The organism is Streptomyces sp. NPDC004609, assembly GCF_042873655.1.
Taxonomy (GTDB): Bacteria; Actinomycetota; Actinomycetes; order Streptomycetales; family Streptomycetaceae; genus Streptomyces.
In genome coordinates this window covers 122,395-135,825 of record NZ_JBIALS010000008.1, presented here as the reverse complement: position 1 = coordinate 135,825, position 13,431 = coordinate 122,395, and the positions used below count along the sequence as shown (strand labels likewise).

The 13,431-nt window shown below is 73.5% G+C and carries 10 protein-coding genes; 2 read left to right on the top strand and 8 right to left on the bottom strand.

The genetic code is table 11. The annotated features are described in order from the left end of the window. The first annotated feature begins 248 nt into the window (after positions 1-248). Complete coding sequence (locus ACFYT4_RS10930) at positions 249-878, top strand: PH domain-containing protein (RefSeq protein WP_389267230.1); 630 nt, start codon at positions 249-251, stop codon at positions 876-878. A 400-nt stretch (positions 879-1,278) separates the two neighbouring features. On the opposite strand, the gene ACFYT4_RS10925 is transcribed toward ACFYT4_RS10930, so the two are convergent. The 4 genes from ACFYT4_RS10925 to speB form a co-directional block, all read right to left on the bottom strand. Then, positions 1,279-2,406: an alcohol dehydrogenase catalytic domain-containing protein gene (locus ACFYT4_RS10925; RefSeq protein WP_389267229.1), complete on the bottom strand. Its 1,128-nt coding sequence runs from the start codon at positions 2,404-2,406 to the stop codon at positions 1,279-1,281. Next, positions 2,403-3,959 carry an APC family permease gene (locus ACFYT4_RS10920; protein ID WP_389267228.1) on the bottom strand — a complete coding sequence of 519 codons (1,557 nt, stop codon included), beginning with the start codon at positions 3,957-3,959 and terminating at the stop codon, positions 2,403-2,405. The genes ACFYT4_RS10925 and ACFYT4_RS10920 overlap by 4 nt, the downstream gene beginning before the upstream one ends. 299 nt (positions 3,960-4,258) lie before the next feature. Continuing rightward, a complete protein-coding gene (locus ACFYT4_RS10915; RefSeq protein WP_389267227.1) occupies positions 4,259-5,689 on the bottom strand; it encodes an aminobutyraldehyde dehydrogenase in 1,431 nt (476 codons plus the stop codon). Beyond that, complete coding sequence (gene speB, locus ACFYT4_RS10910; protein ID WP_389267226.1) at positions 5,686-6,654, bottom strand: agmatinase; 969 nt, start codon at positions 6,652-6,654, stop codon at positions 5,686-5,688. The genes ACFYT4_RS10915 and speB overlap by 4 nt, the downstream gene beginning before the upstream one ends. A gap of 220 nt (positions 6,655-6,874) precedes the next feature. Here speB and ACFYT4_RS10905 point away from each other — a divergent pair, with 220 nt between their 5' ends. Next, positions 6,875-8,629, top strand: a complete 1,755-nt coding sequence (locus ACFYT4_RS10905) for a PucR family transcriptional regulator (protein WP_389267224.1) — start codon at positions 6,875-6,877, stop codon at positions 8,627-8,629. Positions 8,630-8,775: 146 nt separating this feature from the next. Here ACFYT4_RS10905 and ACFYT4_RS10900 read toward each other — a convergent pair whose 3' ends face one another. The 4 genes from ACFYT4_RS10900 to ACFYT4_RS10885 all read right to left on the bottom strand — a co-directional run bounded on the left by ACFYT4_RS10900 (position 8,776) and on the right by ACFYT4_RS10885 (position 13,254). Next, a complete protein-coding gene (locus ACFYT4_RS10900) occupies positions 8,776-9,984 on the bottom strand; it encodes a hypothetical protein (RefSeq protein ID WP_389267223.1) in 1,209 nt (402 codons plus the stop codon). A gap of 166 nt (positions 9,985-10,150) precedes the next feature. Then, positions 10,151-11,833, bottom strand: coding sequence for a phospho-sugar mutase (locus tag ACFYT4_RS10895; RefSeq protein ID WP_389267222.1), 1,683 nt, complete (start codon positions 11,831-11,833; stop codon positions 10,151-10,153). A 40-nt stretch (positions 11,834-11,873) separates the two neighbouring features. Next, entirely contained in the window at positions 11,874-12,692 is an 819-nt protein-coding gene (locus ACFYT4_RS10890; RefSeq protein ID WP_389267363.1) for a purine-nucleoside phosphorylase, read from the bottom strand. A gap of 124 nt (positions 12,693-12,816) precedes the next feature. After that, the gene (locus ACFYT4_RS10885; protein WP_329022672.1) at positions 12,817-13,254 is read right to left on the bottom strand and encodes a gamma-glutamylcyclotransferase; all 438 of its coding nucleotides are present in this window, start codon (positions 13,252-13,254) and stop codon (positions 12,817-12,819) included. Positions 13,255-13,431: the final 177 nt, after the last annotated feature.

Sequence of the window (13,431 nt, the reverse complement as noted above, 5' to 3'; positions counted from 1 at the left end):
GCCTCCGGCGCTTCCCGCGGGGCCGCGGACCGGACGGGAAACCGCCCCGGGAATCCGCCCCCGGAGCAGGATCCGGAACCGTCCCGGGAACAGGGTCGGCGCAGGCCCGGGAACAGCATCCGGAACAAGGCAGGCGCAGGCCCCGGAACAGGATCCGGAACAGAGCCGGAACAGTCCCCGGCCGGGCCCGGAGGGGGCCGTGAGGCCGATCACGCGGGGCCGGCGGCGCGTACGGCAGAATCGACGGCATGAGCACCTCGCCCCCGCCCGCGGAACCCACCTACGCCGATCGTGTGTTCCGGTCACCCGCCGGGATGGCCGGCGGGGTCCTGCTGCTGGCCCTGGCCGCCTGGCTGGGCGGGGACGCGCTCATCCGGGGGGAGGGACTGACGCCCTGGTTCGCCGCCGCGATCGTGCTGATCGCGGCGCCGGTGGTGGTGGCGTTCACCCTGCGGCCCGCCGTGTTCGTGAACGACGACCGCGTACGGATCAGGAACCCGTTCCGGACGATCACCCTGCCCTGGGCCGTCGTTGAGGACGTACGCGCCGGGTACTCCAGCGAGATCTTCACCAAGGACGGTACGAAGTACCAGCTCTGGGCCGTGCCGGTCTCCCTGCGGGCGCGCAAGCGGGCCAACCGGCAGCAGATGAGGCTCGCCCGGGACCAGGAGCGCGGCCGGACCCCCGCGGGCGGCCACCCCGACCGCGCCCCGCAGGCGCAGACCGACCGCACGATCGCCGAACTCCGCGAACTGGCCGCGCACAACGCGGCCCGCCCCGCCGCCCAGGGCGAGCCCGCCGTCCGCTGGGCCTATGAACTCGCCGCCCCCGCGGCGGCGGGCGCCGTCCTCCTCGCGGTGCTGCTCGCGATCAGGTAGGGCGGTGACCGGAAGGGTGTGCCGGTGAGCCTGCGGCGTCCGGTGTGGTGCGGCGCGAGGCGGAGGTCCGCAGCTCGTACGCGCCGTACTCGCGCGGTCCGACAACCCCGCGACGCCCGTGCCGGGCGTCGCAGGCCGGTGAACGCTTCCGGTCACCACACGAGGCCCGCTCGTCCGGATCAGGCCCGGCTCGCGTGGCCTGGTGCCGCGTAGGTACGCCCGCCCGCCTTCGGGCCGGGAGGGTGCCCGGGCTCGGCCCGCCGTGCCCGCGGAGGCCGGTCCGCCGCACCGGAGCGCCGACGAGGGGGGAGTGGTTCCGGGCGTGTCGCCTGAGAGCGGCGCTCGGGTGCGGCCCTTGCGCGTCGGCCGGCCGAGACCGGCCGACGGATGGGGAGGCGCCCTAGGGGTGCAGGATCGTGCGGAGGCCGACCCCTGTCCGCAGGTCGGTGAAGGCCCGGTGGATGTCGGCGAGTGTGCCCTCGGTGCCGACCAGACGGTCCAGGGGGAGCCGGCCGGACTGGTGCAGCGCCGCCAGGCGCGGGAAGTCGACGGCCGGGACGCTGGAGCCGTAGTTGCAGCCGAGGATCGACTTGCCCTGGTCGGCGAGGTCGAAGGGGTCGATGGACACCTTCGTGCCGATCGCGGTCATCCCGACGAGGACGGCCTGGCCGCCGGCGCGCAGCAGGCCCGGCAGGGACTCGATGGTGGCGGGGCGGCCGATGGCCTCGAAGGCGTGGTGGGCGCCGGCCGTGATCTCGTGGATCTTCGCCGTGAGCTCGGGGTCGTCACCGCGCAGCGTGTGCGTCGCACCGAGTTCGCGCGCCGATTCCAGGCGTTCGGGGGAGAGGTCGACCGCGATGATCGGGTGCGCGCCCACGAGCCGCAGGCCGAGTACGACGGCTTGGCCGACGCCGCCGCAGCCGATGACCACGGCCGACTCGCCGGGCTGGACCTTGGCGGTGTGGACGGCCGCGCCCACTCCGGTGGTGACGGCGCAGCCCACGAGTGCGCCGACGTTGAAGGGCACGTTGGCGTCGACCGGGATCGCGGCGGTCTCGGGGACGACCGCGTACTCGGAGAAGGCACCGACTCCGAGGAAGGGGAGGACGGGGTCGCCGTTCTCGTCGCTGAGCGGGGTGGAGCCGTCGGGGAGGGTGTTGGAGACGGCCTTGGTGTTGGTGCACAGCCATGCGCGGCCCGCGGCGCACGCTTCGCAGCGGCGGCAGGGGGCGAACCAGGAGAGGACGACATGGTCGCCGACCCGCACATCGCGGACGTCGGGGCCGACCGCTTCGACGATGCCCGCGCCCTCGTGGCCGAGGACCAGGGGAGCGTCGGTGGGCCAGTCGCCGTCGACGATGTGCAGGTCGGAGTGGCAGACACCGCTGGAGACCACCCGGACGAGAACCTGATCCGCGCGCGGTGCGGCGATGGTCAGGGTGCGCAGACGGGTTTCGCCGGTCGACGGGTCGTAGACGACGGCCCGGGTGGTGCGGGGGCCGTCGGCAGCGGCGGACGTGGTGCTCATCGGTGGTACTCCCGGATGGAGGTCGCGGTGGGGTCGGATTCCGGCGGGGTCTCGCCGGGCTGCGCGAAGGACTCGGCAGTGGCGATGCGGAGATGGGGTTTGGCGGTGAACAGATAGATCGCACCGATCACGCACAGGGCGGAGAAGACCGTGATCACGGCCCAGACCACGATCCAGGGCGCCCCGGGTGCGGCGAGGGCGGCACGCGGCCAGGCCACGTTGATCGCCTCGAAGGTCAGCCAGACGACGGCGACGATGTTGAGGATCAGTCCCTTGCGGCCCAGGCGCAGGGCGCCCTTGTCGGGGTTCCAGCGGCCGGTGAGCCTGGCTCGCAGGGCGGTGCTCGTGACGATCAGGAAGACGATGTAGAAGCCGCCGGAGCCGAAGGCCATCAGGGTGCCGGCGGCGTTGCCGTTGAGGCCGAGCAGCAGGCCGGCGCTGGCGAGGACGGTCACGGTCCACAGGGCGGTGTGCGGGACCCGGCGGCGGCTGACCTTCTTCAGGAGGCGGGAGCCGGGGAGCATGCCGTCGCGTGCCATGCCGAAGATGGCCCGGCCCAGGTACGTCTGGATGGAGACGGCGCAGGCGATGAAGGCGATCAGGACGACGGCGATGAAGGGGCGGTTGGCCCAGGGGCCGAACGCCTCGACGACGGAGGCGTGGACCGGGTCGGCGACCGCGCCGGACTCGGCGGCGGCCACGTCCTTGTAGGAGAGGGTCACGGACAGGGCGGTCAGCAGGACGACCAGGCCGACGGCCGTCAGTGAGCGGAGGATGGCGCGGGGGACGTCGCGGCGCGGGTTGAGGGTCTCCTCGGACACCTGGGAGCAGGCGTCGAAGCCGAGGAAGGCCCAGCCGCCGACGGCGAGCGCGGCGAGGAATCCGGCGGTCCCGCTGCCGCTCGCGGGTCCCTCGAAGAGGATCGAGAAGTCGTGGTTGCGGAAGAACAGCAGCAGTGCCAGGGAGATGCCGATGGAGGCGACGGCCTCCGCGATGATGCCGGCGTTCAGGAACCACTTGAGGGGGTTCACACCGAGCTGGTTGATCAGCAGGGCGAGGACGAGGAAGACGACGCCGCACAGCACCTGCTGCCCGGGGGAGGGCGCGTATCCGGTGAAGAGCGAGAAGAGCCAGGGACCGCCGAGGTAGGCGACCGTGGACAGGGACGCGATGGCGGAGGAGAGGTACAGGAAGCCGGTGAACCAGCCGGCCCGGTCACCGGCGAGGCGGCGTACCCACTGGTAGCAGCCGCCCGCGATGGGCCACTGCGAGGCGAGTTCGGCGTAGACGGAGGCGACGGTCAGCTGGAGGACCAGGACCAGCGGGATCAGCCAGACCCAGGAGGGGCCCGCGGTGATGTAGCCGAGGGAGACGGCCGCGTAGATGCCGACGACCGGTGAGACGGTGGCGAAGCCGATGGAGAACGTGGACCACAGGCTCAGTCCGCGGTGCAGCTCCTGGGAGTAGCCGGTGTCGGTTCCGGTGGGCTCGTGGGCGGCGGACCCCGGGCCCGTCGAGCGCTGCGGGCCCGCTGGACCTGCGTGTTGCGTCATGGCGTCCTGATCTTTCTGGAGGCGGTGCGGGGTCGGGGTGCTTCCGGTGCGGGGCGCGGGAAGCGTGCCCGGAGGGAGGATGTGCCCGATGGGCCGGGGTGTGCCCGAGGCCGGTGTGTTCAGGGGACCGGGATGTCCGGGGCGGGGGGTTGTGTCCGGGGGCGGGGGCCCTGGAGGTGTGCCCGGGGCCGGGGCCGGGGGAGGCGGGAGCGGGGGCTCCGCGGTGGTCCCGGCCCCGGGTCGGGGAGTGCTCGTTCCCCGGGCCGTGGTGCGGCGGAGGGAGGAGTCACCCGGTGGCGTCAGGCGGTTCCGTGCGCTGTCATGACGTGCTTGACACGCGTGTAGTCCTCCAGACCGTAGCCGGAGAGGTCCTTGCCGTGGCCCGACTGCTTGAACCCGCCGTGCGGCATCTCGGAGGCGAGCAGGCCGTGCGTGTTGATCCACACGCAGCCGAAGTCGAGAGCGGCGGACAGGCGTACGGCACGTCCGTGGTCCTGGGTCCACACGGACGAGGCCAGGCCCTGCGGTACACCGTTGGCGAGCGCGATCGCCTCCTCTTCGGTGGTGAAGGTCTGCACGGTCACCACGGGGCCGAAGATCTCCTCCTGGACGATCTCGTCGTCCTGGCGGAGCCCGTCGACGACCGTCGCGGCCAGGTAGTAGCCCTGGTGTCCGTACTGCTCGCCGCCGGCCCGTACGGTGGCGTGCGCGGGCAGCCGCTCCAGCAGGCCGAGAATCCGGGACAGCTGCGCGGCACTGTTGAGCGGGCCGAAGTCGGCCTCCTCGTGCGGCGGCCGGCCGGTGCGCGCGGCGTCGGCCCGCGCGGCCATGGCCTCGACGAACGCGTCGTGGACATCGGCGTGAACCAGGACGCGGGTGGCGGCTGTGCAGTCCTGGCCCGCGTTGTAGTACGCGGCGCCCGCGATGCCCTCGGCCGCGGCGACGGGGTCGGCGTCGGGGAAGACCAGGACGGGCGCGTTGCCGCCCAGTTCCAGATGGGTGAGCTTGAGCGCGCCGGCCGCCACGCGTGCGACCTCGGCACCGGCCCGGGTGGATCCGGTGATGGACACCAGGGCGGGTATCTCGTGACCGACCAGGGCGCGGCCTGTGTCACGGTCCCCGGGGACCACGTTGACGACACCGGCGGGCAGATGCTCGGCGCATATCTCGCCGAGCATGACGGTGGTCGTCGGTGTGGTCTCGGCGGGTTTGACGACCGTCGTGTTGCCCGCGGCGACGGCCGGGCCGATTTTCCACACGGCCATCATGAGCGGGTAGTTCCAGGGGGTGATCTGCGCGCAGACACCGACGGGCTCGCGGCGGATGGAGGAGGTGTGCCCGTTCAGGTATTCACCGGTCGCACGGCCCTCCAGCATGCGCGCGGCGCCCGCGAAGAAGCGCAGCGCGTCGGCGCTCTGCGGGATTTCCTCGGTGAGGACGATCCGGCGCGGCTTGCCGGTCTCACGGCACTCGGCGTCCGCGAACTCCTCGGCGCGGGCCTCCAGGTCGTCCGCGATCCGCAGCAGTGCGGTCATCCGCTCGCCGGGGGTGGTCTTGGACCAGCCGGCGAAGGCGTCCCGGGCCGCGCGCAGGGCGGCATCGACCTCGTCGGGGCCGCACAGCGCGGACGTCCCGGAGACTTCTTCGCTGGACGGGTCGGTCAGCTCCAGGGTGCGGCCGTCGGCGGGCAGGACGCGGGCGCCGGCGATCAGGGCGGGGAGGGTGCTCATGCGGCGGCTCCTTTGCGCAGGGCCAGCAGGCTGACCAGGTCGTACGCGACGTGCGATGCGGCGGTGGCGGTGATGTCGGCGTGGTCGTAGGCGGGCGCCACCTCGACGATGTCGCCGCCGATGAGGCGGGTGCCCTTCAGCCCGCGCAGGATCTCCAGCAGTTCACGGGAGGTGAGGCCGCCGGCCTCCGGAGTTCCCGTGCCGGGGGCGTGGGCCGGGTCGAGCACGTCGATGTCGATCGACACGTACAGCGGCCGGTCGCCGATGCGCGCGCGGAGCTGGTCGACGACCTCGTCGACGCCGCGCCGCATCACATCGGAGGAGGTGACGATGCCGAAGCCGAGGCGCTGGTCCTCGTCGAGGTCGGCCTTGCCGTACAGGGGGCCGCGGGTGCCGACGTGGGAGAGGGCCTCGGTGTCGAGGATGCCCTCCTCGACGGCGCGCCGGAACGGTGTCCCGTGCGTGTACGGCTCACCGAAGTAGGTGTCCCAGGTGTCGAGGTGGGCGTCGAAGTGCAACAGGGCCACAGGGCCGTGGCGGCGGGCGGCGGCGCGCAGCAGCGGCAGCGAAAGGGTGTGATCCCCTCCGACGGTGACGACCGAGGCGCCGGTGTTCATCAGCTCGCCGACCTGCTCCTCGACGGTGGCCACGGCTTCGCCGATGTTGAACGGGTTGACCGGGATGTCACCGGCGTCGGCGACCTGCACGGACGCGAACGGGGAGACGTCGAGGGCCGGGTTGTACGGGCGCAGCAGGCGGCTGGCCTCGCGGACGGCCGCGGGGGCGAAGCGGGCGCCGGGCCGGTAGGAGACACCGGAGTCGAAGGGGATCCCGACGACCGCGACATCGGCGGCGGGGACATCCTCGATGCGCGGCAGTCGCGCGAAGGTCGCCAGGCCCGCGAAACGGGGGACACGGGCGCTGTCCACGGGGCCGACGGGACCGGCCGGAGGGACGGTGGGCATACGGGTGCTCTCTTCCGGACTGTGGTGCTGCCGGTACCGGGGCGCCGGATCGCAGGCTCACACCCTGCGGGAGGACGGGCCGGTCGGCCGATGACGCCTTCACCTTAAAGTTGTCTGCCGGTAACATCACTGGATATTCCATCCCATCCTCCGGCATTCTTGGGTCGAAAGGTCCAAACCCCCACCATCGTGGACCGATGACCGCCCTGGAGGTCTCGCCGTGGACACCGACAGCAAGAGCACCGAGGCCACGGCGGACGCCGCAGCGTTTCGCCCGGCCGCGGGGCCCCGCCCGCCGACGGATTCCACCGGAGGGCTCCGGCCGGTCGCGATGCCCGCGCCCGAGGCGGAGGACACCGTCCCGCTGGACGAGATCACCGGTCTGCCGGACCTCGGACTGCGGGTGCTGACGGGACACGCGCTGCTCCACCGCGAGGTGCGGTGGGCCCACGTCAGCGAACTGGCCGATCCGGCGCCGTACCTGGACGGCGGCGAACTGCTGCTGACCGCGGGCCTGAATCTCCCGGCCGGACCGCGCCGGCTCCACGACTACGCCCGCTCTCTCGCCGCCACCGGCGTCACCGCGCTCGGCTTCGGCCTCGCCCCCGTGCACACCGAGGTGCCGGCGGCCCTCGTCGAGGCATGTGAGAAATACCGCCTGCCACTGCTCGCCGTCCCCCGGGGCACCCCCTTCCTGGCGGTGAGCCGGGCCGTCGGCCACGCGCTCGAAGACCGCAGGGCGGCCAGGCAGCGCGGGCTGGCGGAGGCGCAGGGCCAGGTCACACGGGCCGCCCTGCACGGCAGGCCACGCGTGCCCGCGGTCCTCGCGGCCGTGGCGGAAGCCGTGGACGGCTGGGCGGTGCTCCTCGACCACGAGGGGCGACCGGTCCGGACGGCCGGAGGCGCGCCGGAGCCCAGCCCGGACGTCGTACGCCTGGCACTTCAGCTCGGACGGGGCTCGGGCCCGCGCAGCGCGGCCGACGCGAGCGGCGGCGTCTACGTGGACCTGCACCCCGTCGACTCGGCCCAGGCCCGGACGCAGGTCCTGGTCCTCGGACGGACGAGGCCCTTCACCCCGCCCGACCGTGCGGTGACGGCGGTGTGCGTGGGCCTGCTCGGACTGCTCGCGGAAACAGAGAGAACGGCGGGAGTGCAGGACGGCCTGATGACCCGGCTGCTGCTCGGCGAGGACCCCGGCCCGACGGCCTCCGGCGCCCCGTCACGGGCGGGGCGTCTGCTGCACGCGCTGTTCGGCACCGGCGAACCGGAACCCGTACGGGTGCTGCGCGGTGTCTGGAAACCGGGGGGCGCGGCGACCGGGCCGCGGACCGCGCCCGACGACGTGGCGGCGGTGGTCCGGGCGATCGGCAGCCCGCTCGTCGACATCAGCGACGGGCACGTGTGCGCGATCGCCCCGGCCGGGACGTCCGTGGAGCAACTGACCGCCCTGCACGCCGAGTCGGGCTGGCTGGGGGCGCTCAGCCGTCCCGTGGAACCCGGGCGGCTCACCACGGCCGCGCAGGAGGCCCGCCTCCTGCTGGAACGAGCGGTTACGGTCGGCACACCGCTCGTGGCACGGGCTGCCGGACCCGGCGTGGGCGAACTGGTCGACCGGGCGCTGGCCGAGGACTGGGCACGACAGACCCTGCGCCCGATCGCCGAGCGCTCGGCGGACGGGACCGATCTGATCGGCCTGCTGCGTACCTGGCTGGCCTGCCACGGCAACTGGGACCGCACAGCGAAGACGGTGGGCATCCACCGCAACAGCGTCCGCCACCGCGTCGCCCGCATGGAGCACCTGCTCGGCACCGACCTGAGCGACCCGGACACCCGCGCCCAGCTGTGGCTGGCCCTGACATGGCACGGCACGACACCGCACGACGGCCCCGGGCACCGGCCTGTCACCACCCACCGCGGGGGCACGCCGGACGATGCCCCGGCGACCCGGCGGGGCCATGCCGAAGCGGACTCCTGACCACGTCGGATCGCCGGACTCCGGAGGATCTTCGATAGCCGGGGTGGGGACGCTTCCGCATGGCGCGGACGACTCGGCGCGGCGGGGCGCGCCTCCGCGCGCCGGGAACCCCGCGCCCCGGGCAGGCCGGCACCGCGGCCCGAGGCTTACGGCGGCCCCTGCCAGACCAGGAGCATGTAGGCGCCCGACCACGAGGAGAGCAGGGTGGCCGACGCCAGGGTCACGAGCACCGTGGCGGGGCGGCGGGCGCGCGCCAGGGCCAGGGCCAGGGGGAGCAGCAGGGGGAAGCCGGGGAGGAGGAAGCGGGCGCGGGGGAAGTAGACGCCCGCGCTGCCCAGGACCACGAGGAGCAGCACCCCGGTGAAGACCAGCAGCGGCAGCGGCTGGCGGTCCGTCCAGCCCAGCACGTACAGCACCGCCGAGATCACGAGCACCGCCGAGACGGTCAGCGGGAAGAGCTGTGGTTCGGTGGCGTAGACGAGCTGCTGGCGCAGTTCCAGCAGGGTCGCCCTGCCGCCGTCCCACTCGTTCTTCCACAGCCGCTGCACCGCGAAGTAGCCGTCCACCCGGCCCACCCGCAGGCCCACCCAGGCCACGAACGCCAGCCAGCCCAGCGGGGCGATCAGCCCGGCCGTGAGGACCGGGGCACGGCGGCCGGGACGTTCGCGCCGGGCGGCCAGGGCGGCGGCGACCGTGACCGCCGCCGCGACCGCGACACCGGTGGGGCGGGTGAGGCCCGCGAGCGAGGCCAGCGCGCCCGCCCACAGCCAGTGCCCGGTGAGGACCGCGTACAGCGCCCACGCGGTGAGCGCGGTGAACAGGGACTCGGTGTACCCCATCCACTGCACGATCGCGACCGGCAGCACCCCCCACAGCACGGTCAGCAGGGTGCCGACCCGCCGGCCGTGGAGGCGGTCGCCCACCGCGAAGACGCCCCACGCGGCGACGAAGGAGCACAGGACCGCCAGGAGCAGCCCGACGGAGGCCCGTGAGCCGGGGGTGACCGCCGCGACCGCCTTCACCAGCATCGGGTAGAGCGGGAAGAAGGCGAGGTTGTTGGCGTTGACCTCGGTGCCGAGGGAGTCGGCGTAACCGTGGTCGGCGATGCCCAGGTACCAGTCGGAGTCCCAGGACGTCGCCAGGGTCGTCCACACGCCCTGGCCCTTGATGTGCGCCAGACGGGCCAGGAACAGCAGCCCGCAGAGCCGTACCGCGAGATACGCGGTCAGCGCGGGTGCCGCGTACCGCAGGGAGCGCAGCAGCCGGTCCCCCGCGCGGGGCGCGCGCCCGTGGCCGGGGGCCGGAGGGCGGCGGGAGGCGGGGACGAAGGCGTGAACGGTCGCGGCGGGGGACAACGGCGGCTGCTCCTGGTGGCTCGGCGGGCGCTACCGGGCCACCATTGCCCGGACCGTCCCGGCCGGGGGCCGGGCTGCCGCCATGCCGTACAAGAATCACCCGGACGGCCCATTCCGGGTGCTGTCCGGCCGCCCGGCCGCGGGGCAACTGTTCGGGGCACCGGGGCTATTGCAGGCCCGCCGCCGCCGACAGATCGCGCTTGATCGCCGTCAGGACCTCCGCCGCGCGTTTCCGCGCCCGCTCCAGCCCGCTCGCGCCGGCCACCGGTACGACGACCTCCAGATAGCACTTCAGCTTCGGTTCGGTGCCGCTCGGGCGCACGATCACCCGGGCCCGGTACCCGCCGTCCAGGAAGTACCGCAGGCCGTCCGTGGGAGGCAGGGAGCCGCTGCCCCGGGCCAGGTCCTCGGCCCGGGTCACCGTCAGCCCGGCCAGCGCGGCCGGGGGCGCGGAGCGCAGCCGGTCCATGGCGGCCGTGATGATCCCCAGGTCGTCCACGCGCACCGAGAGCTGGCCCGTGGCGTGCAGTCCGTGCTCCACCGCGAGCTCGTCCAGCAGATCGGTGAGGGTGCGTCCCTGCTCCTTGAGCACGGACGCCAGCTCGGCGACGAGCAGCGCGGCGGTGATGCCGTCCTTGTCGCGTACGCCGTCGGGGTCGACGCAGTAGCCGAGCGCCTCCTCGTATCCGTACCGCAGGCCCTCGACGCGCGCGATCCACTTGAAACCGGTCAGCGTCTGCGCGTACGGCAGCCCCGCGGCCTCGGCGATACGGGCGAGCAGGGACGAGGACACGATCGACTCGGCGAAGGCGCCCCGCGCCCCCGAGCGGACCAGATGGACGGCGAGCAGCGCGCCCACCTCGTCGCCGCGGAGCATGCGCCAGTCGCCGTCCGGTCCCGGCACGGCCACCGCGCAGCGGTCGGCGTCGGGGTCGTTGGCGATGACGATGTCCGGGCGGGCGGCGCGCGCGGTCGCGAACGCGAGATCCATCGCTCCCGGTTCCTCCGGATTGGGGAACGCGACGGTCGGGAACGCCGGATCGGGTTCGGCCTGCTCGGGCACGAGGACGGGCGCGGGGAAGCCGGCGCGGGCGAACGCGGCGGTCACCACGTCCTTGCCCACACCGTGCATCGCCGTGTAGACGACACGGGCCGTGCGCGGTGAGCCGTCGGTCAGGACCGCGTCCGTACGGGCCAGATAGGCGTCCAGGACCTCGTCACCGAGCGTCTCCCAGCCCGAGTCGGCACGCGGGACGCCGTCCAGGCCCCCGATCGCGGCGATCTCGGCGGCGATCTCCGCGTCGGCGGGCGGCACGATCTGGGAGCCCGCCGGGGACGCGGTGTCGGGGTACCCCCAGCCGAGGTAGACCTTGTAGCCGTTGTCGCGCGGCGGGTTGTGGCTGGCGGTGACCTCGACCCCGGCGACCGCGCCCAGATGCCTGATCGCGAACGCGAGCACCGGTGTGGGCAGCGGGCGCGGCAGCACGGCGGCGCGCAGACCCGCGGCGACCATCACGGCCGCGGTGTCGCGGGCGAAGTCGGCGGACTTGTGGCGGGCGTCGTAGCCGATGACGACCAGGCCGTCCCGCTTGCCCCGGGCCGTCAGGAACGCGGCGAGCCCGGCCGCCGCGCGGATCACGACCGCGCGGTTCATCCGCAGGGGTCCGGCCCCCAGCTCCCCGCGCAGTCCGGCCGTGCCGAACTGGAGCGTGCCGCCGAAGCGGGCGGCCAGTGCGGCGGTGTCCCCGGCTTGTGCCACCTCGATCAGTCCGGCCAGCTCGGCGCGGGTGTCGGGGTCCGGGTCCTCGGCGAGCCACGCCCGCGCCCGGGCGATGAGGTCCTGCTGCACGGTGTTTCCGCCTCTCGTGTCCGTACGTCCGTGCGGGGGGTCAGATACGGGCCAGGACCCTCGTCAGCAGGTCGCCCATCCGGGCGGCCGAGTCCCGTCCGGCCCGGAGGACCTCCTCGTGGTTCAGCGGCTCGCCCGACAGGCCCGCGGCGAGATTGGTGACCAGTGAGATGCCCAGTACCTCGGCGCCCGCCTCACGTGCGGCGATCGCCTCCAGCACGGTGGACATGCCCACGAGGTCCCCGCCCATCACACGGACCATGTTGATCTCCGCGGGTGTCTCGTAGTGCGGTCCGGTGAACTGCACGTAGACGCCCTCCTCCAGTGTGGAGTCGATCTCCTTGCACAGCGCGCGCAGCCGGGGGGAGTACAGATCGGTCAGGTCCACGAAGTTCGCGCCGACGATCGGGGAGGTCGCGGTGAGGTTGATGTGGTCGCTGATCAGCACCGGCTGACCCGGCCGCATGCCCTCGCGCAGACCGCCGCAGCCGTTGGTCAGGACCACGGTCTTGCAGCCCGCGGCCACCGCCGTGCGCACCCCGTGGGCGACGGCGGCGACGCCCCGGCCCTCGTAGTAGTGCGTACGCCCCAGGAAGACGAGGGCCCGCTTGTCCCCGACGCGGTACGAGCGGATCCGGCCGCCGTGGCCCTCCACCGCGGGTGGCGGGAAGCCGGGCAGTTCGGTGACGGGGAACTCGGCCTCGGGCGCGCCGAGGGCGTCCACGGCCGGAGCCCAGCCGGAGCCCATCACCAGGGCCACGTCATGGGTCTCGGCGCCGGTCAGCTCCCGCAGCCGCGCGGCGGCGGCGTCCGCCAGTTCCTGGGGGGCGGCGGCAGCGCCGTCGGGGTCCGGATTCACATGTGCGTTCACGCGAATGAGGGTAGCCGGTGATTCCCTACGCGCGTAGATGAACAGGCCGCGGGCCCGCGATCGTTGTCTTGTCGTTTCCGGCGGTCACCCTGGGTGACCGGCCGCCACGGCCCTAGCAGGGGCGCTTGCGCAGTTCCATCACATAGTCGTGGGGTGCGCCGGCCGAGTCGGCCGCGTCGGCGATCTCACCCAGATAGCGCGCCGAGGGCAGCCCGCCCTCGTAACCGTTCAGCACGTACACCCAGGCGGGCTCCTCGCCGTCCAGGGTGTGGACCCGAAGGCGCATCCGCCGGTAGATGTCCATGCCGACACCCTCCCAGCGGTCCATCGAGTCCTCGTCCATGGGCGCGATGTCGTACAGGGCGACGAAGACCTGTGAACGCGGCGCCTCCACGATCGTGGCCAGCGCGCCCTCCCAGCCCATCTGCTCGCCGCCGAACGTGAGCCGCCAGCCGTTCAGCCAGCCGGTGCCGCGCAACGGGGAGTGCGGAGCGCGGCGCGTCATCAGCCGCGCGTCGAGGTTGCCGGCGTACGCGGCGTAGAGCGACATGGGATCGAGGGTACGGGAGGGGCGCGGGTGGTCGCCTTTCCCGACGTGCTGCCAGGGGTTCTGTCCACCGGGAAGCCGCGGGGAGTCAATCCGCGGACCCGGGGCCCGACAGGTTGAAGCGTGCGGGACAATGGAGGACGTACTCCAAGCCCAGCGGGACACCCCCACCCCGGCCCA